Genomic DNA, 20,572 nt, shown 5'->3' with positions numbered 1-20,572 from the left:
AGGGGTGGACGGCCTGCGAGCGCGCGGGAGAGACCTACGCGGGCACCCGGACGGTGAGCCCGCCGGGCTCGATCCACGTGCGGAACGCCGAGGTCGAGCCGAAGGGGTCGCCGTCGAGCTCGATCTCCTGCGCCTTGTCCAGGCGCACGATCAGCTCCTTGCCCTTCACGTACCGCAGGGCCGCGACCTCCTTGGTCAGGCCCATGAGCTTCTGCCCGACGACGCCGGTGCGGCGCAGCACGCCGTTCTCCCACACCACCTTGAAGATGATCTGCACCCAGCCGAAGAACCCCTCGGGGCGCAGCAGCACGATGTCGAACTCGCCGTCGTCCACGGCCGCGTCCGGCAGCAGGAGGATGTTGGCGGGCAGGGCGCCGCAGTTGCACGATGATCGTGTGCGCGCGCACCTTGCGGGCCTTCTGCCCGTCGAGCCGGTAGCGGAACTCGAGCTGGTTCTTGTCCAGCAGGGCCTTCCGCAGGGCGTCGACGTAGGCGAGCCAGCCGGCGCGCTTCTTGAGGTCGTCGTCGGTGTTGGCCAGCATCTTCGCGTCGATGCCGAGGCCGGCCATGACGACGTAGGCGCTGGCGGGCGCGGCCCTCGCCGGTCTCGATGTCGATCATGCCGATGTCGATCGGGCGGTCGGTGCCCGAGAAGGCGACGGTCAGTGCGTTGTCGACGTCGTCGAGGGTGAGGTTCAGGTTCCGGGCGAGCAGGTTGCCGGTGCCCGAGGGCAGCAGGCCCAGCGGGATGCCCGAGCCGTGCAGCGCCTCGGCGACGACGCGGACCGTGCCATCGCCTCCCGCCGCGATCACCATGTCGACCCCGGCATCGAGCGCCTCGCGCGTCTGCCCGGCTCCGGATCCTCCACGGAGGTCTCCAGCCACAGGGTCCCGTCCCAGCCGGCCTCGCCGGCGCGCGTCACCGCGGCCTTCAGCGGCTCCAGGTCGACCTTGACGGGGTTGTAGATCAGTGCGGCGCGTCGCTGCTCAGTCATCGAGGCCGTCCTCGTCGTCCTCGACGCGCCCCAGGCGCACGGCGGCGTCCTCGCGGATGTCGATGCGGGTGTCGCCCGCCTCGGTCGTCGAGACGTCGATGCGCGGTGCGGCATCCGCCTCGGACGCCTGCGGGGCGCCGGTCAGCTGGTCTCGGCGATCGTCCGCCGTCTGGTCGCTCATCCCCGGAAGCTAGCAGGGCGGATGCTGAACGCGCGCGGCTTGCGCCGGGCCGTCCTCACCCTCGCGAGCGGGCGGCCTCGAGGCCCCAGAGCACCAGCGGGACCTGCAGCGGCAGGCGCAGGAGGTGATCGTCCGGGTTCGCGGACGCCGCGCGTCCCGTGCCATCTGCACGTTGCCGGGGAACACGGCCGCCATCAGCGCGGCCGAGGCGAGGCCGCCGATCCTCCGTGTGGAGGGCCGCAGCATCGACGCGGCGCACGCGAGCTCCGCGACGCCGAGACGAGCACCCAGGCGCGGGCCGACCCCGGCATCCCGCGCGGCACGACGGCGTCGAAGGTCTGCGGATGCGCGAGGTGCACGACCCCGGACACCGCCAGGGCCGACGCGAGGACGCGCGGTCCGGCGCCGAGTCGTGCGGCGCGCCGCCTCACCGTCCCTGCGCCCCGCGCTCGAGCTGGAGCGACATGGTCGAGGATCCGGCGCCACTCGCGCACCAGGGCGAGACGGCCCGTGCCGGCCACGCTCGCGGTGCGCGCGTCGGCGAGGCGCCCGCGGAACCAGCGCCCGTCCTCGGTCCCCGCGACCGGGTCGTGCTCGCCGTTCACGATCAGCACCGACGCGGTGACCGCGTCGAGCTCGTCGGCCCAGCTCCCGTCGCGGAGCGCGGCGAGATCGGTCGCGGCTCCCAGCGGGCCCTGGCGCCAGCCCTCGCCGAGCATCCGCTCGAGCCGGTTGCGCAGTCCGCGCGTGCCGGCGAGCACCGGATCCTCGGGATCGACGCCGAGCGCGGTCAGATCCGGCGTGCCCTCGGGCAGGGTCCCCGCCAGGGTCCCGGCCCCTCGCCGAGCAGCACGTCGCGGCGCTCCCAGGCCGTGGTCGGCTGCCCGAGCACCCCGGCCTGGGGCGGCGCGGGAGTGCTCCGACGATCGCGAGGCGGTCGACCAGATCGGGGTGCCGCGCCGCGGAGAGGGCGGAGACGCCTGAGCCCTCAGCCCACCACGCCGACGCTGCCGAACTCGGCTCCGTCGATGGTCCGCGCGGTCCGCTCGGAGCGGCGGAGGTACTCGGCGAATCGTCGGCCCGGTCCTGCACGCGGGCGTGCCGCGGATCGACGGGGTCGGAGGCGCCGTAGCCCGGGCGGTCGAGGATCATCAGGTGCAGGCCCCAGGGCCCCGTGACGAGGGGATCGGGGTCGAGCGCCCGCTCCCGGCGTCGGGTGGCAGAGCACGACCAGACGATCGGCGACCGGATCGCCCACCGCCGAGGACTCCGTGCCGCGACCCGACCGCAGCTCGAATCGATGGTTCGCCATGTGACCTCCCCCGGGCGCGCCGACGATCGGCGACCTCCCGGTCAAGCGGAGAACGCCCCGCGCCCGCTGGCCCTTGACCGCGGAGCAGGTGCCTCCCGTGCCGCTGCGGCGTATCGTGACGCCATGGCTGATCAACGACCGATCGGATACTGGCTGACCCTGGTGGAGCGCCTCGTCGACGAGCGCTTCGCCGTCACCCTCGAGGAGCACGGCGTGACGCGGAGGCAGTGGCAGCTGCTGCAGCAGCTGCAGCGCGGGCCGTCGGCGCTGGCCGAGCTCGACCGCGCCCTCGCCCCGTTCCTGCGGGCGCCGACCGCGGAGGACCCGGCGGGGGAGTCGGCGGCCGAGCAGCTCGCCGAGCTCCTCGAGAGCGGCTGGGTCGTCGTCGAGTCCGAGCTCTACGCGCTCACCGAGCGGGGCGGAGTCGCGACCGCGCGGCTCGAGGAGGTGGTCGCCGAGCAACGCTCAGCCGCCACCGCCGGAGTGGGCGAGCGGGAGTACGCCGTCACCGTCGCGACGCTGCGCACGATCGCCGGCAACCTCGGCGCGGCCGAGTCCTCCTGACACGTCGGTCCGGTGCCCGCTACCCCCTGCCGTTCGACGCGGTCCGGGGGCAGAGTGCGGGTCTCGGCGCCCCGCCGAGACGAAGGGAGAGCAGCATGAGCAGCGACCGCACCACCGACGAGGACGTCGAGAAGACCGAGGAGCTCCCCGACGGCACCGGGACCGACACGTCCGAGGGCGGCGGCGACACCGACACCGTCTCGGGCGGCGACGCCGACGACGAGTAGACCTCGCACGACGCAGAAGGGGCGGGCCGGATACCGGCTCGCCCTTCTCGTCGTCCCGTCGGGACCGACGTCCGCCGATCAGATCAGCGGGCCGTCCGGTCTCGCTCGTGCGACGGGTGACCTGCTCACCGCTGGCCGGGTCGACGGCCGAGCGGGTGGTCGCGACGGCCTGGCGACGGCGCGTCATCAGGACCAGGCCCAGGATCAGGCCCACCAGTCCGGCGGCCATGAGGATGTAGCCGATCAGCGTCAGGTCGACGCCGGCCAGCTGGACGTCCACGGCGAAGGCCAGGACCGCGCCGACGACGAGGAGGAAGATCCCTGCTCCGATGCTCGTACGTGCTCCTTCTGACGACCGCCGGTCGGCGCAGGGGCGCACGAGGGCACCGGCGTGCGATCGCCCCACGGTAGTGCGCGCCGGGTGAGGACCGGAGGCCCTTCCGGTGACGGGCGCGGGGGTGTAGGACTCAGGAGATCCTCCAGCATCACCCTCGTGCGGTCGCCGCGGCTGACGAGGCGCTCGATCACCATGAACACGCGGTACTCGAGCCGGTACTTGCCCAGGAACACCCGGCCCAGCCGCTCCACCGTGTCCTCGTCCGACACGATCCGGGCGCTCGCCTCGACGACGGGGCCCCCTCCTTCACGCGGCCGCGGCGGTCGCACGGCACCAGGGTCACCCGCGGGTCGTTGCGCAGGCGCTTCACCTTGCCGCTGGTGCGGGGAGTGGTGACGATCAGGTCGTCGCCGTCCCGGGCGATCCACACGGGTCGAGGACCCCGACGCCCGTCTTCCGGAAGGTCGTGAGCGAGACGAAGGAGGCGCTGGTCAGGTCCGCCAGGGCGGGGAGAGGGTCATCCTCGAACAGTAGGGGCGCACGGGGCCGCCTCCGCACGCCTCGCCGAGCCTCCGGCTCGGGCCCGGGCGGCGGACGTAGTGTGGAGGCATGACCGACCCGACGCCCCTGATCGGTCCGACCGAGGCGCCCGAGCTGCACGTGATGACCTACAACATCCGTCGGCGGATGCCGCGCCTCACCTCGCGGGCGATCGACCTCTGGGATCGTCGGCAGCCGCTGGTGCGGCGCCTGCTCGAGATCGAGCGCCCGTCGATCCTCGGAGTGCAGGAGGCGCTGCCCGACCAGGCGGCGTTCGTGCAGGACGTGCTCGGCCCCTCCTTCGAGGGCATGGGCTTCGGGCGCGATCCCGACCGCGGAGGAGAGCGCGTGATGCTCTTCGTCGACCGCCGCCGCTTCGCCGTGCGCCACTGGTCGCAGATCGCCCTGTCCGACACCCCGGACGTCGCGGGATCGCGCAGCTGGGGCAACCGGATCCCGCGCACGGCGGTGATCGCCGAGCTCGTCGACCACGCGACGAACCGCGAGCTGACCGTCGTGTCGACCCACTTCGACCACCTCTCGCCGGAACTCCCGACTGCACTCGGCCCGGCTGCTGGCCGAGCGGGTCGTCGCGCTCGATCGCCCGGCGATCGTCATGGGCGACGCGAACACGGATGCCGGCTCCGCCCGTATCGGGCGCTGCTGGACGGGGTCGGCTCGCCGACTCCTGGGTCGTCGCGGGCCGCCACCTGACGCCCGGGTGGGGCACCTACTCCAACTACCGCGCTCCGCGCCCGGGCCGGCGCATCGACTGGCTCGCGGTGACCGCCGGCGCCTTCGAGGTCGTCTCGACGGGCGTCAACGCGGTCCGCTACGACGGAGCCGCCGCCTCCGACCACGAGCCCGTCCAGGCCGTGCTGCGGTTCACGGCACCGTGAGCGCCGCCGTCCTCGTCGACACGTTCCTCCAGCCGCCGCGCACCCGCGGCGAGTGGTTCGCCGACGCCGTCCGGATGCTGGGAGCGGCGAGCATCGTCGCGGCGGGCATCGGCTGGGGCTTCGTCGATGTCGCCGTGTTCGCGCTGTCGTCGATCGGGCTCGTGCTCACGCGCTTCCTCGGCATCCGGCCCGCGCTCGACGCGGCGTTCGGCGTCTCGCTCCTCGTCGCCTCCTGGAGCAGCGTGCTCGAGCTGTACCAGGCGTGGGCGGCGTGGGACCTCGTGGTGCACTTCACCCTGAACGGGCTGGCGGCCGCGGTCGCGTACATCGTCGCGGCGCGGGCCGGAGTGGTGCCGACCGTCGCGGGGGAGCGCGGGCGCTTGCTCCGGCGATCGTGCTCTGCGCGTGCTTCGGCACGACGGCGGGAGTGCTGTGGGAGTGGGGGCGAGTGGGCGGGCCACCGCTTCGTCGACGAGTCGATCTTCGTGGCCTACGAGGACACGCTCGCCGATCTGGCCGCGGGGGCCCTCGGCTCGATCCTCGCCGGAGCGCTCATGCGGTTCTGGTCGGCGAAGAGCCGGGTGCCGGTGCGGGAGCACGCGGCCGCCCTCTAGGACCTGGTGAACAGGATCTCCGCGTGCGCGACGGTGATCTCCTGTTCGACAGGCCCTAGTCCACGGCCTCGGCTGCTCGGGGCCTCACGTCCCGCAGAGCCTCGAGGACCAGGGTCCGCGCCGGGCTGCCCCGGCTCGAGCGGCGCCAGGCCGCCGACACGACCCGCGTCGAGACCGGGATCCACGGCGGGGACGGCGACCACCGCCTCCGGCAGCGGCTCGCGGCCGAGGCGTGGCACGGCGCCACGGCCGCCCCCGCCTCGACGAGTGCGATGTGGGTGCTGAAGTCCTCGTCGTAGTAGGCGATGTCGGGCAGGCGGCCGGTGCCGGCGAAGGTGCGCAGCAGCCAGGCGTGGCAGATGGCGCCCGCCGGGATGCTCACCCACGTCTCGTCCGCGAGGCGGCTCGAGCGAGCGCCGGACTCGAGGCCAGCGGGTGCTCCCGGTGGATCAGGACGTCGGCCCGGTCCTCCAGCAGCGTCTCGGTCTCGATCGACGAGGGAGATCGAGCGAGAGGCCGGCCAGTCGTGCAGAACCGCGAGATCCGCGGCGCCGCGCTCGAGCCGCTGCGCCGCCTCCCACGGGTCGAGCTCGTCGAGCGTGATCCGCAGTCCGGGCGCGCGCCTGCGGATCACGGCCAGCGCGGGCACGAGCAGCCCGCGCATCGCGGTCGAGAACGCGGCGATGCGCAGCGTGCCGGTCACCTCCTCGGCGGGCGCGGCCCCCAGGTGCTCGAGCGCCTCGAGCTCGGCCAGGAGGCGCTCGCCGCGGTCGGCCGGCGAGCGACCGTGCTCGGTGAGGAACACCGAGCGCCCGGCGCGCTGAGCGACCGCGCCGCCCGACTGCCGTTCGAGCCGCTTGAGCTGCTGCGACACGGCGGACGGAGTGAATCCCAGCGCCTCCGCCGCTGCGGCGACGGTCCCGCAGTCGCGCACGGCGATCAGGGCGCGGAGGGCGGAGGGCTCGATCATGAACGCACGCTACCGGGTCGGCGGTAGCGACCTGCGTGGTGCTGTCGAATCGGGTGCGCTTGTCTGGAGCCATGACCCGCAGGCACACCCTCCTCGCCCTCCTCGTCGTGCTGCTCTGGGGGCTGAACTTCGTCGTGATCGACGTGGGCCTCGTCGACGCCGCCCCTGCTGTTCCTCGCGCTGCGCTTCGTCGTGGTCGCCGTGCCGGCCGTCTTCCTCGTGCCCCGGCCGAGCGCGCCGCTGCGCACGATCGCCGCGATCGGGCTGTTCATGAGCCTGGGCCAGTTCGCGCTGCTGTACCTCGCGCTCGCCCTCGGGATGCCCGCCGGGCTCGCCTCGCTCGTCCTCCAGGCGCAGATCGTGCTGACCGTGGTGATCGCGTCGGTCGCGCTGCGCGAGCGGGCCGACTCCCGCCAGGTCGCCGGGCTGCTGGTCGGCGTCGCGGGGCTCGTGGTGGTGGCGGTCTCGCACGGGGCGAGCGCCCCGTGGCTGCCGTTCGTCGTGACCCTCGCCGCCGCGCTGTCGTGGGCGATCGGCAACGTGCTGACCCGCCGGGCGAAGGGCGCCTCCGGACTCTCGCTCGTCGTGTGGTCGGCGCTGGTGGTCCCCGTCCCCGCCCTGGCGCTCTCGCTGGTGGTCGACGGGGGGCCGGCCGTCGCGAGCGCCCTGTCGAGCCTCTCCGTCGCCGCGATCCTGAGCACGCTCTACACCGCCGTCTTCGCCTCACTCGTCGGCTACGGCATCTGGAACTCGCTCCTCGCCCGCTACCCGGCGGCGTCGGTCGTGCCGTTCACCCTCCTGGTGCCCGTGATCGGGGTGCTCTCGGCGTGGGCGCTCCTGGGCGAGGCGCCGTCGATCGGCGAGCTGATCGGAGGCGCGGTCATGGTCGCGGGGCTCGCCGTCGCCACCATCCGCCGCACCCGCCGCGACCCGCTCCTGGCCGCCGTCGGTCCTGCGGCGTAGCGTTCGCATCATGTGCGGACGATTCGCGATGGACTCCACGACCGACGAGCTGATCCGGGAGTTCGTCGCGGCCGGCGGGAGGGCCGCCGACTGGGCGCCCGATCTCAGCGTGGCCCCGACCGACTCCGCGCCGATCGTGCGCGAGCGCCAGCACGACGACGAGGTGCAGCGCGAGGTCGAGCTCGCGACCTGGGGCTTCACGCCCTCGTGGGCGAGGGGAAGGGCCCGTCCCCCATCAACGCGCGGCTCGAGTCGGTCGCCTCGAACGGGCTCTTCCGCAGCGCCTTCGCCAAGCAGCGCGCGATCGTGCCGATGCGCGGCTACTACGAGTGGGAGGCGCGCGCCGACGGCAAGCAGCCGTGGTTCCTGCACGGGGAGGAGCCGATCCTGGCGGCGGCCGGCCTCTACACGGCGCGCAAGGAGGGGGACGAGTGGCGGGTCTCGTTCACGATCATCACCCGCGAGGCGCGCGACGCCTCGGGGGAGGTGCACGACCGGATGCCGGTCTTCCTCACCCCGACGTCCGCGACGAGTGGCTGCGCCCCGAGCCGCTCGGCTCCGCGGAGGAGATGCTCGCGACCCTCGATCGGGCCTCGGTCGCGATGGCCTCGACGATCACGGCGTACCCGGTCGACCGGCGGGTCAACAACTCCCACTGCGGTCGACCGTCACGACCCGTCGGTGCTGGAGCCGGTCGAGCTCTAGCGGACGGGGACTCAGGCCTCGAGCATCGAAGATCATGCCGTTCGGCATGACCGGAAACGGCTTGCCGTTCAGGTGCACCTCGCCCGGGGGCACCTCGACGTCTCCGACGTCATCCGGTCCGCCGGTGCCGGGCACGGCCCTGACCTCGGCCTCGCCCGAGACCTCGGTCGCGCTCGTCCGGAGCGCTGTCCTGCTTCGCCGCGGTCTCGCGCTCGCTGCCGGGCGACTCCGTCATGTCCTTCTCGATGGTCTCGCTCTCGCTCGACGTCGGCGCCGCGGCTCCGTCGGGCTTCCCGATGGTCGACCCCTGGTCCTCGAGGGTCGATCCGTGGTCGTCGTCGTGCGTCGATCCCTGGCCGTCGTGGTGCGTCATGCTGTTCCCTCCGTTGGATGGTCTCGACGTTACGTCCGCCCCCGGAGGCGGGGCACCCGCTTGACAGCGTCCCGTGGCCCCTACGGCCCACAGGCGCGACGTACTACCTGGAACGACGGTCGCACCGGGGGCGCGGCAGAGCCGCACGCCCACCGCGCGAGGAGGAACCCCGTGGCATCGCACCGAACGGGCGAGACCCGTGTCGTCGGAACGACGGTCGGCGACCGGTACACGATCGAGGAGCTGATCGGCCGCGGCGGCATGGCCACCGTCTACCGCGCGCGCGACGAGATCCTCGGCCGCTCGGTGGCCCTGAAGATGTTCGCGGCCGGCATCGACGACGCGCAGGACCTGCGCGCAAGTCCTCCGAGATCCAGGCTGCTCGCGGCTCTCAACCATCCGGCGCTGGTCACCCTCTACGACGCGCACGACGGCGGCGACGACACCGGGGGCCAGGCCTACATGGTCATGGAGCTCGCCGAGGGGCCGAGCCTGTCCGAGCGCCTCGCCACCGGCCCGGTCGCTCCCAACGACGTCGCCGCGATGGCCGCCGATCTCGGTGAGGCGCTGCACACGGTGCACGCCGCCGGAGTGGTCCACCGCGACGTGAAGCCGTCGAACGTCCTGCTCGTGCCGAGCCCGCTCACGAGCCGCGAGTTCCGGCCCAAGCTCGCCGACTTCGGCATCGCCTACCTGATCGACGCGACCCGCATCACCTCGCCGGGCACCCTCATCGGCACCGCCGCCTACCTCGGCCCGGAGCAGGCCCACGGGCAGCCGCTCACCGCGGCGAGCGACATCTACTCCCTCGGACTCGTGCTGCTCGAGTCGCTCACCGGCAAGCGCCCCTTCACGGGCACCGCGATCGAGGTCACCCTCGCCCGCCTGCTGCGCGACCCCGAGGTGTCGGCGTCGCTGGGCAGCGGCTGGTCGGGGCTCCTGGGTGCGATGACGCGAGCGCGAGCCCGACGAGCGCCCGACCGCGCTCGAGGTGGCCGAGTCGGCGCGCAAGCTCATCGACCCCCGCCGTGACGGGCCGCCGACGGCGATCGTCCTGCCCGATGTGCCGCCAACCGCGGTGCGCACCGAGCCGGTCGGCACCACCGAGGTCATCGGCACCACCGAGCTGATCGGCACGACGGAGCTGATCGGCACGACGCCTGACGCCACCGCGGTCTACCCGGTGCACGAGGGGGCAGACGGAGCGACGTCCGTGCTGCCCGTCGGCACGGGACGACCCCGGCGCCCGTCGCAGGTCCTCCGGCGACCGCCGCCGTCCGCTCCGCCGCGCCCCGCAGCGCCGGGGCGGACCCAATCCGTGGCTGCTCGTGCTGGTGCTGGCCCTGGTGGCGATCGCCGTGGGCCTCGCCGTCGTGCTGCTCGGCGGCGACCAGCAGACGCCGCTCCCCGCCGTCGACGGCGAGCTCGGCGAGCACCTGCAGCGCCTGCGCGAGAGCATCCGCTCGTGATCGCGCGCCGCTCCTGGCCCGCCGCCGTCCTGGCCGCGGTCCTCGTCCTCTCGGGCTGCTCCGCGTCCGACTCCTCGATCGACGACGCCACCGCGCAGACGCTCGACGACGCGGTCGTCGCCGTCGCGGAGCGAGGCCTCCGTCGACGACTTCGCCGGCGCCCTGAGCGAGCTCCGAGGCCCTGCAGGCCGCTCTGAACGCCGCTCTCGAGGCGGGCAGCGTGACCGCCGAGCGCGCCTCGGCCGTGCAGGCCGAGATCGAGGTCGTGCGGAGCGACCTCGCGGCCGCGATCGCCGCGGTCCCGACTCCCGCGCCCTCTCCCGAGGAGACCCAGGAGGAGGAGCCCGCCGAGGAGGCTCCCGTGGAGGAGGCTCCCGTCGAGGAGGAGCCCGCGCCGGTCGAGACCGAGGAGGCGCCCGCCCCTGTGCCCGAGGAGACCGCTCCTGTCGAGGAGGAGTCCCCCGAGGAGGAGGCTCGGAGCCCGCGGAGTCGGAGCCCGCCGAGGAGCCGCCGGCCGAGGAGCCGCCTGCCGGGAGTCGCCGGAGCAGCGGCAACAACGGCAGCGGCAGCAGCGGCGGCAGCGGCAACAGCGGCGGCGGCAACGGGAACAGCGGCAGCAACGGGAACGGGAACGGGAACGGGAACGGCTGATCGCCCCCGCCCGCTCCGGCGTCAGTCGTTCGTCGCGACCACCGCGAAGTCGGTGTCGAGGTCGACGTCCACATCGGTGCCGTCGTCGCGCGTGACCTCCACGTCGTAGGCGTGGTCGGCGTCGTCGCTCCGCTCGGCCTCGGTCACGGTGCCCGTGCCGACGGCTGCGAGCGCGGCCTCGGAGGCGCGGGCCAGCTCGTCGCCGGTGAGGTCGTCGGGGTCGACGGCTCCCGCGGCGGGAGCGGCGGGTGCGTCGGAGGCGTCCGAGCCGGTGCCCGCGGCGCCGCCCGTGACGGCGCGGCCGTCGTCGTCCGCGTCCGCGGACAGCACCTCGAACGAGTCGTCGAGCCGCACGTCGTACTCGAGTCCGTCCTCTCCGCGCAGTTCCAGCTCGTAACCGGGGGCGCCGTCGTCCTCGCGCTCGGCCGACGTCACGGTGCCGCCGCCGATCTCGGCGAGCGCGGCCTCGCTCGCCCGGTCCAGGTCCGCTCCGGTGAGCCGGTCGGACCCCTCGAAGCCGTCGGTCGCGGCGTAGGCGATCCCGGTGCCGGCTCCGAGGAGCACGAGGACTCCGGCCGCTCCGGCGATGATCGTGGTCTTCTTCTGCATGACGATCGGCTCCTTCTCCGGCGCCGTTCCTCGACGCCGTGACCACTCTGCGAGCCACCGCTGAAGCCAGCCTGAAGCGCGGGACCGTGCGCGAGCGCCTCGGATCCTCCCGAGGTGCCGCGGGTCGTCCGCCGCCTCCACCGGATCCGCGTGCGAGCGGCAGACGCCGCCACCCGGGTCGGCGCAGCCGCGACCGGTCCGAGCTCAGCGCTCCCGGGGCACCCGCACCGCCACGCGCGCCCCGCCCAGCGGCGCGTCCTCGATCGTCACGGTCCCGCCGTGCGCCCCCGCGATCTCCGCCACGATCGCGAGCCCCGAACCGGATCCCCCGGCGTCCCGCGCGCGCCCCTCGTCGAGCCGCACGAACCGCCCGAGCACCCGCGAGCGCTCGGCCGCGGGGATCCCCGGGCCGTCGTCGTCCACCACGATCAGGGCCCCGTCGCCGTCGACCCGCGTCGCGAGAGCGATCCGCTCCGAGCGGTGCCGCACCGCGTTGTCGACCAGGTTCCACCAGCGCCCGTGAGAGCAGGACCTCGTCGGCGACGACCTGCACGGGCGAGACGCCGCTCGCGTCCACCTCGACGCCGGAGTCGCGCAGCCGCCGCACCTCGCGCAGCGCCAGGTCGTCGAGGTCGACCGGCGCGCCGGCGATCGCCGAGCCGCGCCTCGTCGGCGCGGGCGAGCAGCAGCAGTCCCTCGATCAGCCCGCCCATCCGCACCGACTCCTCGGCGACGGTCGTGGCGAGCCGGGCGGAGTCGAGGCGGTCGGGATGCGCGAGCGCCACCTCCGCGGTCTGCCGCAGTGCCGCGACGGGGGAGCGCAGCTCGTGCGAGGCGTCCGAGACGAAGCGGCGCTGCCGCTCCTGCGCGCTCTCGAGACGCTCGAGCATGCGGTTGAGGGTGCGCGCGAGCCGATCGATCTCGTCGCCCGAGCCGGGCTCCGCGACCCGGCGGTCGAGCTCTGCGGCGGTGACCGCCTCGGCCTCGGCGCGCATCCGGTCGACGGGGCGCAGCGCCCGCCCGACGACCACCCAGCAGAGAGAGCCGCGACGAAGGCGACGAGCAGCGGGACCGCCACGGCGAGCAGCGCGATCGTGGTCGCGACCGCCTCCGCCCGGCCCTCGTCCGGCACGCCGACCACCACCAGCGACCGGTCGTCGAGCTCCTGCGCGGCGACGACCAGCGGATCCTCGTCGTCGACGGCCACGGTGACCGGGTCCTCGCCCTCCTCGGTCGCCAGCGCCGGCAGGTCCTCCGCGTCCTCGCTCACCGCGACCACGCGGCCGTCGACGATGAGCTGCACCACGCCCTCCGACGCGCGGACCCGCCTCCGCTCGGCGCTCTCGACGAGGGAGACCGCGCGCTCGGCCTCCGTCTCGGCCGCGGTCGAGGCGCTCGCCGCGAGGACCCAGGAGAGCACCAGGGTGAACACGACGCCGCCCAGCACGCCCGCGAGCGCGACCACGGCGGCGGCCGCGAGCGTGATCCGGGTGCGCACGCGTCTCACGGCGCGACCAGCGAGTAGCCGGCGCCGCGCTGCGTCCGGATGGTCTCGACTCCGAACGGCCGGTCGATCTTGTTGCGGAGCGTCCGGACGTAGACCTCGACGATGTTGGGGTCGCCGTCGAGGTCGAAGTCCCACACGGCGCCGAGGATGTCCCGCTTGGAGACCACGTCGCCGGCGCGCGAGACGAGGTACTCGAGCACGCTGAACTCCGCGTGGTCAGCGGGATCGGCACGCCGCCCCGCTCCACGCGCCGCGAGGCCGGGTCGAGCACCAGATCGCCCACCACCCGGACGACGGGCCGCTCGGCCGCGCCCCGGCGGATGAGCGCCCGCAGCCGGGCGACGAGCACGGGGAACGAGAAGGGCTTGGTGAGGTAGTCGTCGGCGCCGGTGTCCAGCGCCTCGACCTGGTCCAGGTCGCCGTCCTTGGCGGTCAGCATCAGGACGGGCGTCCAGTCCTCGGCGGCGCGCAGGCGCTCGCAGACCCGGAACCCGCTGACGTCGGGGAGCATCAGATCGAGCACGATCGCCGCGTACTCCGCCTCCTGCGCGAGCCAGAGGGCGTCCGTGCCGGTGGTGGCCGTGTCGACCGCGAAGCCCTCGGCCTCGAGGCCCGTCTCGAGGCGCGCAGCAGGTTGATCTCGTCGTCGACGACCAGGATGCGGATGGCGTCCTCCGAGCACGTCCCGCGACGCAGCGCGGCTCGGGCCAGGCTACGGCCGCCGCGCTGAAGCCCGGCTGAAGCGCGATCGGAGAGGCCGCGACACCTCCCGTTCCCCTCGGTGCTGTAGAAGTGTCCGGTGACTCCGCCCGCCTCCCTCGCCCGCCGCCTCGGAACCGGTGACGCCGTCGTCATCGGGCTCGGCTCGATGATCGGAGCCGGCGTCTTCGCCGCCTTCGCCCCGGCCGCCGCGGCCGCCGGACCGTGGCTGCTGGCGGGCCTCGCCCTCGCGGCGCTCGTGGCCTTCGCGAACGCGTCCTCGTCGGCGCAGCTCGCCGCGCAGTACCCGCGCTCGGGCGGCACCTACGTCTACGGCCGCGAGCGCCTGGGCGAGTGGCCGGGGTTCCTCGCCGGCTGGGGGTTCGTCATCGGCAAGACCGCCAGCTGCGCGGCGATGGCGCTGACCTTCGCGGCCTACGCGGCTCCGACCGGCTGGGAGCGCCCCGTCGCGGTGCTGGTCGTCGCCGCGCTCGTCGGCGTCAACGCGCTCGGCGTGACCCGCACCGCCCTCGCCACCCGGATCATCGTCACGATCGTCCTGGCGGTGCTCGCGCTCGTGGTCGTCGCCGCCCTCGCCTCCCGCCCTCGACGGCGCCCGTGCCCGCTGGAGCCGGCACGATCGGCCCGCTCGGAGTGCTGCAGTCGGCGGGCCTGCTCTTCTTCGCCTTCGCCGGCTACGCGCGCCTGGCCACCATGGGGGAGGAGGTGCGCGACCCGGCGCGGACGATCCCGCGCGCGATCCTCGGCGCTCTCGCCCTCGCCGTCGTGGTCTACGCCGTCGTCGGCGCCGCGCTGCTGCTGGCGCTCGGGCCGGAGCGCCTCGCCGAGCTCGACCGAGCCCCTCGCCGAGGCCGCCGCGGTCTGGCCGTGGACCGGACCGGTCGTCCGCATCGGCGCCGCCGCCGCATCCCTCGGAGCCCTGCTCGCCCTGATCGCCGGCATCGGCCGGACGAGCCTGGCCATGGCCCGCGAGGAGACCTGCCCCGGATGCTCGCGCACGTGGACCCGGTGCGGCAGGTGCCCCGCCGGGCCGAGATCGTGCTCGGCGCCGTGGTGATCGTGCTCGTCCTCGTCGCCGATCTGCGCTCGGCGATCGGCTTCTCGTCCTTCGGCGTGCTGCTCTACTACCTGGTCGCCAACGTCTCGGCGCTCACGCAGGAGCGCGGATTCCGTCTCTACCCCCGCGTCGTCGCGATCGGAGGGGCGCTCGGCTGCGTCCTGCTCGTCGCGACCCTGCCGCTGCCGTCGATCCTGGCGGGCGCGGCCGTCTTCGCGGTCGGAGCGGCGTATCGGCTGGTCCGGCTCGGGATCGCCGGGCGGGCCCGCGCGGCCGGGGGTGACTCCCGGCCGCCGCGCGCTCACTCGTCGCGGTCGGTGTACTCGCCCTCGGCGTCGGAGTCGGGCCCCGCAGTGTCGGAGTCGACGTAGCTGCCCTCGTCGGTCGACGTCTCCTCGTGCACCGAGGTGTCCACGTAGCTGCCGCGGTCGTCGGTGGCGGTGTGCGAGACGCCGTCGGTCGAGGTGTACTCGCCGTCGGGGGTCTCGGTCGTGTTCGCGGACTCGGCCGCGTGGCGGCCCCGTCGCGCCTCGGTGGCGGTGCCGGGGGTCTCGTCGTCGTGTGCCATGGCGGTTCCTCGCTTCGTCGCGTCCGAGGCGCACCGAACGGCCGCCTCGGAGGTCGAGGAACTCCATCCCGCCGCGCGGTGCAAGGCGTTGCGCCTGCACATCCGTGCCGGTGCGCGCCGACCGTTCCCGGCCGCACGACGACTCCGCCGTCCGGCGCAACTCCTATCCGCTCCCGGATCGCGCGCCTAGCGTGACGGGCATGAGCATCCCCACCCGCACCCGCTGGAGCGTCATCGGCCAGCTCGGCCCGCTGTTCGACGACGGCGGCCCGATGCTGCTCGTCGAGGCGCGGTCGGCCTTCGGGCGCCGGCCGATGCACCGTGCGAAGGCGCAGCTCTGGCTCTCGGCGCTGCGGCACCGCGCCCGCGAGCTCGGCGACCGCGTCGAGTACGTGCGCGCCGGGACGTTCGCCGAGGCGCTCGAGGGCCGCGACGACCTCGAGGTGATCGATCCGCCCACCCGCGGCGGCCGCCGCCTGGCCCGGCGCCTGGGCATGAGCGTGCTCCCCAGCCGCGGCTTCGTGACCGAGGAGGAGGACTTCCGGGAGTGGGCGCTCGCGCGGGCCGGCTCCCGGCTCCTGCTCGAGGACTTCTACCGCTGGAGCCGCAAGCGCACCGGCGTGCTGATGCGCGGCGACCAGCCGGAGGGCGGCACGTGGAACTACGACCACGACAACCGCCAGCCGCCGCCCAAAGGCGCGGCGAGGCTGGGACTGCCGGATCCGTGGTGGCCGGTGGAGGACGACATCGACGAGGAGGTCCGCGCCGACCTCGCCCGCTGGGAGCGCGAGGGCGCCGTGCACCTCGTCGGCGAGGACGGCCCGCGGCGCTTCGCCGCGACGCCCGCCGAGGCGCAGGAGGCGCTCGCCGACTTCGCGTCGTCGCGCCTGCAGGACTTCGGGCCGTACGAGGACGCCATGCTCTCGGGCGACTGGACGATGGCGCACTCGCTCCTGAGCGCCCCGATGAACCTGGGCCTCCTGGACCCCCGCGAGGTGATCGACACCGTCGTCGCCGAGCACGCCGCCGAGGGCGCGCCGCTCGCGGGCGTCGAGGGCTTCGTCCGGCAGATCATGGGCTGGCGCGACTACGTCTGGCACCTCTACTGGCACCTGGGCCCGGAGTACCGCACGCGCAGCAGAGGCCCTCGGCGCGTCCGCCCCGCTGCCCGCCGCGCTGCTCGAGCTCGATCCGTCGGGCATCGAGGCCAACTGCCTGCACGAGACGCTGGACGACGTCCGGCGCCACGGCTGGGCGCACCACATCCAGCGCCTGATGGTGCTGGGCAACTGGGGCCTCCAGCGCGGCTGGGATCCGGCGGAGCTGAACGACTGGTTCGTCGACGTCTTCGTCGACGGCACCGAGTGGGTCATGCCGGCGAACGTGATCGGCATGTCGCAGCACGCCGACGGCGGAGTGGTGGCCACCAAGCCCTACGCCTCGGGCGGCGCCTACATCAACCGCATGTCGGACTACTGCGGCGGCTGCCGGTTCGACCCGAAGGTGCGGCTCGGCGAGAACGCCTGCCCGGTGACGGCCGGCTACTGGGCGTTCCTCGACCGCGTCGAGCCGGTGCTGCGCACGAACCACCGCATGGCGCAGCCGCTGGCCGGGCTCCGCCGGCTCTCGGACCGCGCGGCCGTCGTCGATCAGGAGCGCCTGCGCGAGGTCGTACTGACTCTCATCCCCGGAGGAACACCGACACCGTCACCGCGACGGTCACCTCCGTGGGCCCCTCGAGCCCCGCCAGTGCCGCGTCGAGCACCGCCGCGTCCACGTGGTGGGCGCTCAGGCCCATCAGCACCTCGGCGCGCAGCTCGGACGGCGACATCGGCACCGCGTAGTCGAGCTCGCGGCGCTCGGCGAGCGCGAACCCGGCGAGCTGCTCGTCGAGCCGCTCGGCCTTGCCCGCGTCGATCCCGAGCATCCCGAAGACCGGGCGGATCTCGCGCAGGTGCCGCTCGCGCGGAGTGACGACGACGGCGGTCCCTCCCTGCCGCAGCGCACGGAGCATCTCGGGGGCGTTGCGCGGGGCGAAGACGGTGAGCAGCGCATCGGCGCAGCCGTCGACCAGGGGGAGGGGCTGCCAGAGGTCCGCGGTCGCGATCGCGGCGCGGGGTGCGCCCGAGCGGCGCGGCGGGCGGCCGGCGCCGAGAGGTCGAGTCCGAGTCCGCTCGCCTCCGGATGCGCGTCGAGGACCGCCGCGAGGTACGCGCCCGTCCCGCAGCCGAGGTCGACGACGAGCCGCCCACCGCCCGGCACCGCCGCCGCGACGGCGTCCTGGATCCCCCGGTAGTGCCCGGAGGCGAGCAGCTCCTCCCGCGCCTGCACCATCGCGGCGGTGTCGCCGGACGTCGCGTGCTTCCCGCGCAGGAGTGGGGCGTAGCCCTGCCGGGCGATGTCCGCGCTGTGCCCGTTCGCGCAGCGCAGGAGCGAGGGCCGGGGCAGCGCGTCGGGCGCGAGTCCCGCCCCGCACACCGGGCACGCGAGCGCGGGCAGCACCGCCGATCCGGGCGCCGCGGCCGGATCGAGGGGGTGGGCGCTCACGCCGCGGTCCGCTCGCGCAGAGCGGCCGACCGGTCCCGCATCGCCGTGACGCCGGAGTTGACGGTCGCGATCACCGGCACCGCGAAGAGCGCGCCGGCCAGCCCCGCCACCTCGAGCCCGGTGGCCACACCGAGCACGACGGCGAGCGGATGCACCTTCACCGCCGAGCCGAGGATCAGCGGCTGCAGCACGTGCCCCTCGAGGAGGTGCACCACGATCACCACCCCGACCATCACGAGCGCCGCCACCGGCCCGATGAACAGCAGCGCGACCAGCGCCGCGAGCGCTCCGGTCACGATCGCGCCGAGGAACGGCACGAACAGGCCCAGGAACACGGTCACCATGATCGGCACGACGAGGGGGAGCTGCAGGGCGAGCGCCCCGATGCCGATGCCGGTCGCATTGATCGCGGCGACGGCGAGCTGCGCGCGCACGAACTGGGTGAGAGCCTCGAAGCCGGCCGCGGCGCCCGTGAGCAGCGGGGCCCGGGCGGGGAGCGGCAGCAGGCGCAGGGCCCACGACCAGATCCGCCGCCCGTCCAGCAGCAGGAAGATCAGCGAGAAGAGGGTGAGCAGGGTGCCGGCGAAGACCTCGGCGACCTGCGAGCCGACGGCGAGGGCTCGGAGGCGAGCGTCGCGGCCTGCGCATCGGCCCAGGTGATCCCGCTCTGCGCCCAGTCGCTCAGCTGCACCTGCGTGAATCCGAGCTCCCGCACCCACTCCTCGACGTCGTCCACCGCGTCGAGGGTGCGCTGACCGATGCCGCCGAAGCCGGCGCGGGCCTGCACGACGACGAGGGAGATCAGGCCGGCGAGCGCCAGCAGCAGCGTGAGGATCGAGACGAGCACGGCGAGCCCGCGCGGCAGGCGCAGGCTCTCGAGCCGGTCGCGCAGAGGGGTCAGCAGCGCGGTCAGCAGCAGCGCGACGAGCACCGGCACGACGACGACCGGCACCAGCGAGACCAGCTTCACGACGAGCCAGAGGACCGCGGCGACCGCGAGCACCCGCCAGGACCAGGCGGCGGCGATGCGCAGGCCCGGGGTGACGTCGTCGGCGTCGGAGCGATCGGGTGCGGCGTCGACGGCCGGAGCGGTCGCCGGCGAGCCGAGACTCCGCTCGTTCCTCCGGCGTCCTCGCATGACCCCTCCCCGTTCCCTCGCAGTGTACGGCGGGGCGCGCGGGCGGGGCGGGGAGGGAGCCGAGGGCGCCGCGGCGACGGGCTGATTCGACGGATCCGGTTGCAGAAACCTGTGATCACTGACTGAATGGAAGCATCATGCCCCGATCGACGACCGTTTTCGAACGTGATGCCCCGTCCTCCTCCGCGATCGACGCCTCCCTCTCCGGCTCCCGTCACGGCGTCTACTGGCTCGAGGACGCTCCGGCGCCCCGTCCGCGCCTGACCGGCGCGAGCCGCGCCGACCTCGTGATCGTCGGCGGCGGTTACACCGGCCTCTGGAGCGCGCTGCGGGCGAAGGAGCGCGAGCCCGACCGCCGCGTCGTCCTGCTCGAGGCGCGCTCGATCGGCTGGGCCGCCTCCGGCCGCAACGGCGGCTTCGTCGAGTCGAGCCTCACCCACGGACGCGAGAACGGCCTGGCCCGCTGGCCCGAGGAGGCCGGGCTCGAGCGTCTGGGCGTCGAGAACCTCGACGGGATGCAGGAGACGATCCGGAGCCGCGGCGTGGACTGCGACTTCGAGCGCACCGGCTCGCTCTCGGTCGCGACCGAGGAGTACCAGGTCGCCGGGCTGGCCGAGGCCGACGGGGTCGCGGGTGCGCGCTTCCTCGATGCCGCCGGCATCCGCTCCCTCGTCGACTCGCCCACCTACCTCGCGGGACTGGTGGTCCCCGCCGAGCAGTGCGCGCTCGTGCACCCGGGGAAGCTCGTGCACGAGCTCGCCCGGGTGGCCGAGGAGCTCGGCGTCGAGATCCACGAGGACAGCCGCGTCCTGGGCCTCGAGCGGACCTCGGCGGGCGTGCGCGTGCGCACCGCGGAGGGATCCGTCGACGCGGCCCGCGCGATCCTCGGCACCAGCGCCTTCCCCTCCTCCTCGCGCGCACGCGCCTGATGACGGTGCCGGTCTACGACCACGTCCTGATGACCGAGCCGCTCGACGCCGCGGCGCTCGACGCGATCGGCTGGCGGGGGCGCGAGGGCGTCAGCGATGTGGCGAACCAGTTCCACTACTACCGCCGCACCGCCGACGACCGGATCCTGTGGGGCGGCTACGACGCGGTCTACCACCCGGGAGGGCGCATCCGCTCGCGCTACGAGGACCGCCCCGAGACCTACCGCGCCCTCGCCTCGCACTTCCTCACGACGTTCCCGCAGCTCGAGGGGGTCCGCTTCAGCCACCGCTGGGGCGGGGTCATCGACACCAGCACGCGGTTCGCGGCGTTCTACGGCACGGCACTGGGCGGCCGGGTCGCCTACGCGGCGGGCTACACGGGGCTCGGAGTCGGCACGACGGCCTTCGCGGCGGACGTGCTGCTCGACCTCCTGACAGGGCGGCCGACCGCCCGGACCGAGCTCGAGATGGTGCGCTCGAGGCCGCTGCCCTTCCCGCCCGAGCCGTTCGCCACGGTGGGGATCCAGGCGACCCGCTGGTCGCTCGACCGCGCCGACCACGACGGAGGGCGCCGCAACGTGCTCCTGCGCTCGCTCGACGCGCTCGGCCTCGGCTTCGACTCCTGAGGGCCGGCCCGCGGATCCGTCGTTCCGCGACAGCACCGCGCCTGGCGCACCGCGTCGGGTAGCGTCCCGTG

The 20,572-nt window shown here is 74.3% G+C and carries 25 protein-coding genes and 6 pseudogenes; 13 read left to right on the top strand and 18 right to left on the bottom strand.

What is annotated here, in order from left to right; translation table 11 throughout:
• Positions 1–34: 34 nt before the first annotated feature.
• From AC0CII_RS11015 to AC0CII_RS10990, 6 genes are all read right to left on the bottom strand, one after another.
• Positions 35–241, bottom strand: coding sequence for a hypothetical protein (locus AC0CII_RS11015; protein ID WP_465229436.1), 207 nt, complete (start codon positions 239–241; stop codon positions 35–37).
• Positions 196–816: a diacylglycerol/lipid kinase family protein gene (locus AC0CII_RS11010; protein ID WP_465229435.1), complete on the bottom strand. Its 621-nt coding sequence runs from the start codon at positions 814–816 to the stop codon at positions 196–198. The genes AC0CII_RS11015 and AC0CII_RS11010 overlap by 46 nt, the downstream gene beginning before the upstream one ends.
• The gene (locus AC0CII_RS11005; protein ID WP_465229434.1) at positions 810–995 is read right to left on the bottom strand and encodes a hypothetical protein; all 186 of its coding nucleotides are present in this window, start codon (positions 993–995) and stop codon (positions 810–812) included. The genes AC0CII_RS11010 and AC0CII_RS11005 overlap by 7 nt, the downstream gene beginning before the upstream one ends.
• Positions 988–1,176 (bottom strand): multidrug transporter, encoded by a 189-nt coding sequence (locus AC0CII_RS11000; RefSeq protein WP_465229433.1) that lies wholly within the window; start codon positions 1,174–1,176, stop codon positions 988–990. The genes AC0CII_RS11005 and AC0CII_RS11000 overlap by 8 nt, the downstream gene beginning before the upstream one ends.
• Before the next feature lie 194 nt (positions 1,177–1,370).
• Positions 1,371–1,937, bottom strand: coding sequence for an alpha/beta fold hydrolase (locus tag AC0CII_RS10995; RefSeq protein ID WP_465229432.1), 567 nt, complete (start codon positions 1,935–1,937; stop codon positions 1,371–1,373).
• 227 nt (positions 1,938–2,164) lie between these two features.
• A complete protein-coding gene (locus AC0CII_RS10990) occupies positions 2,165–2,488 on the bottom strand; it encodes a hypothetical protein (protein WP_465229431.1) in 324 nt (107 codons plus the stop codon).
• 123 nt (positions 2,489–2,611) lie between these two features.
• Between AC0CII_RS10990 and AC0CII_RS10985 the strand changes: the two genes are divergently transcribed.
• On the top strand, positions 2,612–3,052 hold the full coding sequence (locus tag AC0CII_RS10985; protein ID WP_465227721.1) for a MarR family winged helix-turn-helix transcriptional regulator: 441 nt from the start codon (positions 2,612–2,614) through the stop codon (positions 3,050–3,052).
• A 95-nt stretch (positions 3,053–3,147) separates the two neighbouring features.
• A complete protein-coding gene (locus AC0CII_RS10980; RefSeq protein WP_278250006.1) occupies positions 3,148–3,279 on the top strand; it encodes a hypothetical protein in 132 nt (43 codons plus the stop codon).
• A gap of 205 nt (positions 3,280–3,484) precedes the next feature.
• Here the strand turns inward: AC0CII_RS10980 and AC0CII_RS10975 are convergent.
• The 3 genes and pseudogenes from AC0CII_RS10975 to AC0CII_RS10965 all read right to left on the bottom strand — a co-directional run.
• A pseudogene (locus AC0CII_RS10975) lies at positions 3,485–3,559 on the bottom strand (DUF6458 family protein); the annotation flags it as partial.
• Positions 3,529–3,867, bottom strand: coding sequence for a hypothetical protein (locus AC0CII_RS10970; RefSeq protein ID WP_465231092.1), 339 nt, complete (start codon positions 3,865–3,867; stop codon positions 3,529–3,531). The gene AC0CII_RS10970 and the pseudogene AC0CII_RS10975, both read right to left, overlap by 31 nt.
• Positions 3,804–4,046: a hypothetical protein gene (locus tag AC0CII_RS10965; RefSeq protein ID WP_465229430.1), complete on the bottom strand. Its 243-nt coding sequence runs from the start codon at positions 4,044–4,046 to the stop codon at positions 3,804–3,806. Before AC0CII_RS10965 ends, AC0CII_RS10970 begins: the two co-directional genes overlap by 64 nt.
• A gap of 179 nt (positions 4,047–4,225) precedes the next feature.
• On the opposite strand from AC0CII_RS10965, the gene AC0CII_RS10960 reads away from it, so the two are divergent.
• Genes AC0CII_RS10960 through AC0CII_RS10950 form a run of 3 tightly spaced genes read left to right on the top strand, consistent with a single transcriptional unit; the run spans position 4,226 to position 5,669 of the window.
• Positions 4,226–4,870: an exonuclease/endonuclease/phosphatase family protein gene (locus tag AC0CII_RS10960; protein ID WP_465229429.1), complete on the top strand. Its 645-nt coding sequence runs from the start codon at positions 4,226–4,228 to the stop codon at positions 4,868–4,870.
• On the top strand, positions 4,792–5,055 hold the full coding sequence (locus AC0CII_RS10955; RefSeq protein ID WP_465229428.1) for a hypothetical protein: 264 nt from the start codon (positions 4,792–4,794) through the stop codon (positions 5,053–5,055). Before AC0CII_RS10960 ends, AC0CII_RS10955 begins: the two co-directional genes overlap by 79 nt.
• Positions 5,052–5,669, top strand: a complete 618-nt coding sequence (locus tag AC0CII_RS10950) for a hypothetical protein (protein WP_465229427.1) — start codon at positions 5,052–5,054, stop codon at positions 5,667–5,669. Before AC0CII_RS10955 ends, AC0CII_RS10950 begins: the two co-directional genes overlap by 4 nt.
• A 55-nt stretch (positions 5,670–5,724) precedes the next feature.
• Here AC0CII_RS10950 and AC0CII_RS10945 read toward each other — a convergent pair whose 3' ends face one another.
• The gene (locus tag AC0CII_RS10945; protein WP_465229426.1) at positions 5,725–6,639 is read right to left on the bottom strand and encodes a LysR family transcriptional regulator; all 915 of its coding nucleotides are present in this window, start codon (positions 6,637–6,639) and stop codon (positions 5,725–5,727) included.
• Positions 6,640–6,710: 71 nt separating this feature from the next.
• On the opposite strand from AC0CII_RS10945, the pseudogene AC0CII_RS10940 reads away from it, so the two are divergent.
• Together AC0CII_RS10940 and AC0CII_RS10935 are read left to right on the top strand one after the other, a co-directional pair.
• Positions 6,711–7,602: pseudogene (locus AC0CII_RS10940) on the top strand (EamA family transporter).
• A 10-nt stretch (positions 7,603–7,612) separates the two neighbouring features.
• Positions 7,613–8,307 (top strand): annotated as a pseudogene (locus tag AC0CII_RS10935) (SOS response-associated peptidase).
• 109 nt (positions 8,308–8,416) lie between these two features.
• On the opposite strand, the gene AC0CII_RS10930 reads toward AC0CII_RS10935, so the two are convergent.
• On the bottom strand, positions 8,417–8,680 hold the full coding sequence (locus AC0CII_RS10930) for a hypothetical protein (protein ID WP_465229425.1): 264 nt from the start codon (positions 8,678–8,680) through the stop codon (positions 8,417–8,419).
• A gap of 171 nt (positions 8,681–8,851) precedes the next feature.
• Here AC0CII_RS10930 and AC0CII_RS10925 point away from each other — a divergent pair, with 171 nt between their 5' ends.
• From AC0CII_RS10925 to AC0CII_RS10915, 3 genes are read left to right on the top strand one after another with little or no spacing between them, the layout of a single operon-like run.
• Positions 8,852–9,712: a serine/threonine-protein kinase gene (locus AC0CII_RS10925; RefSeq protein WP_465229424.1), complete on the top strand. Its 861-nt coding sequence runs from the start codon at positions 8,852–8,854 to the stop codon at positions 9,710–9,712.
• Complete coding sequence (locus tag AC0CII_RS10920) at positions 9,672–10,346, top strand: hypothetical protein (RefSeq protein ID WP_465229423.1); 675 nt, start codon at positions 9,672–9,674, stop codon at positions 10,344–10,346. Before AC0CII_RS10925 ends, AC0CII_RS10920 begins: the two co-directional genes overlap by 41 nt.
• A 23-nt stretch (positions 10,347–10,369) precedes the next feature.
• The gene (locus AC0CII_RS10915; protein ID WP_465229422.1) at positions 10,370–10,909 is read left to right on the top strand and encodes a hypothetical protein; all 540 of its coding nucleotides are present in this window, start codon (positions 10,370–10,372) and stop codon (positions 10,907–10,909) included.
• On the opposite strand, the gene AC0CII_RS10910 is transcribed toward AC0CII_RS10915, so the two are convergent.
• The 4 genes and pseudogenes from AC0CII_RS10910 to AC0CII_RS10895 all read right to left on the bottom strand — a co-directional run bounded on the left by AC0CII_RS10910 (position 10,822) and on the right by AC0CII_RS10895 (position 13,582).
• Entirely contained in the window at positions 10,822–11,409 is a 588-nt protein-coding gene (locus tag AC0CII_RS10910) for a PepSY domain-containing protein (protein ID WP_465227731.1), read from the bottom strand. The genes AC0CII_RS10915 and AC0CII_RS10910 overlap by 88 nt on opposite strands.
• A gap of 204 nt (positions 11,410–11,613) precedes the next feature.
• Entirely contained in the window at positions 11,614–11,898 is a 285-nt protein-coding gene (locus tag AC0CII_RS10905) for an ATP-binding protein (protein ID WP_465229421.1), read from the bottom strand.
• A complete protein-coding gene (locus tag AC0CII_RS10900; RefSeq protein WP_465229420.1) occupies positions 11,838–12,404 on the bottom strand; it encodes a histidine kinase dimerization/phospho-acceptor domain-containing protein in 567 nt (188 codons plus the stop codon). Before AC0CII_RS10900 ends, AC0CII_RS10905 begins: the two co-directional genes overlap by 61 nt.
• 508 nt (positions 12,405–12,912) lie before the next feature.
• Positions 12,913–13,582: pseudogene (locus AC0CII_RS10895) on the bottom strand (response regulator transcription factor).
• A gap of 133 nt (positions 13,583–13,715) precedes the next feature.
• On the opposite strand from AC0CII_RS10895, the pseudogene AC0CII_RS10890 reads away from it, so the two are divergent.
• A pseudogene (locus tag AC0CII_RS10890) lies at positions 13,716–14,956 on the top strand (APC family permease); the annotation flags it as partial.
• Between the two features lie 38 nt (positions 14,957–14,994).
• On the opposite strand, the gene AC0CII_RS10885 reads toward AC0CII_RS10890, so the two are convergent.
• Complete coding sequence (locus tag AC0CII_RS10885) at positions 14,995–15,261, bottom strand: hypothetical protein (RefSeq protein ID WP_207403117.1); 267 nt, start codon at positions 15,259–15,261, stop codon at positions 14,995–14,997.
• A gap of 200 nt (positions 15,262–15,461) precedes the next feature.
• Here AC0CII_RS10885 and AC0CII_RS10880 point away from each other — a divergent pair, with 200 nt between their 5' ends.
• Positions 15,462–17,105, top strand: coding sequence for a cryptochrome/photolyase family protein (locus tag AC0CII_RS10880; RefSeq protein WP_465229419.1), 1,644 nt, complete (start codon positions 15,462–15,464; stop codon positions 17,103–17,105).
• A 699-nt stretch (positions 17,106–17,804) separates the two neighbouring features.
• Here AC0CII_RS10880 and AC0CII_RS10875 read toward each other — a convergent pair.
• Entirely contained in the window at positions 17,805–18,362 is a 558-nt protein-coding gene (locus AC0CII_RS10875) for an AI-2E family transporter (protein WP_465230874.1), read from the bottom strand.
• Positions 18,362–18,946 carry an AI-2E family transporter gene (locus AC0CII_RS10870; protein ID WP_465229418.1) on the bottom strand — a complete coding sequence of 195 codons (585 nt, stop codon included), beginning with the start codon at positions 18,944–18,946 and terminating at the stop codon, positions 18,362–18,364. Before AC0CII_RS10870 ends, AC0CII_RS10875 begins: the two co-directional genes overlap by 1 nt.
• 137 nt (positions 18,947–19,083) lie before the next feature.
• Here AC0CII_RS10870 and AC0CII_RS10865 point away from each other — a divergent pair.
• Positions 19,084–20,501 (top strand): annotated as a pseudogene (locus AC0CII_RS10865) (NAD(P)/FAD-dependent oxidoreductase).
• Positions 20,502–20,572: the final 71 nt, after the last annotated feature.

The sequence above is a fragment of the Rathayibacter sp. AC182 genome, from assembly GCF_979253875.1.
This window is presented reverse-complemented; position numbering and strand designations above follow the sequence as displayed.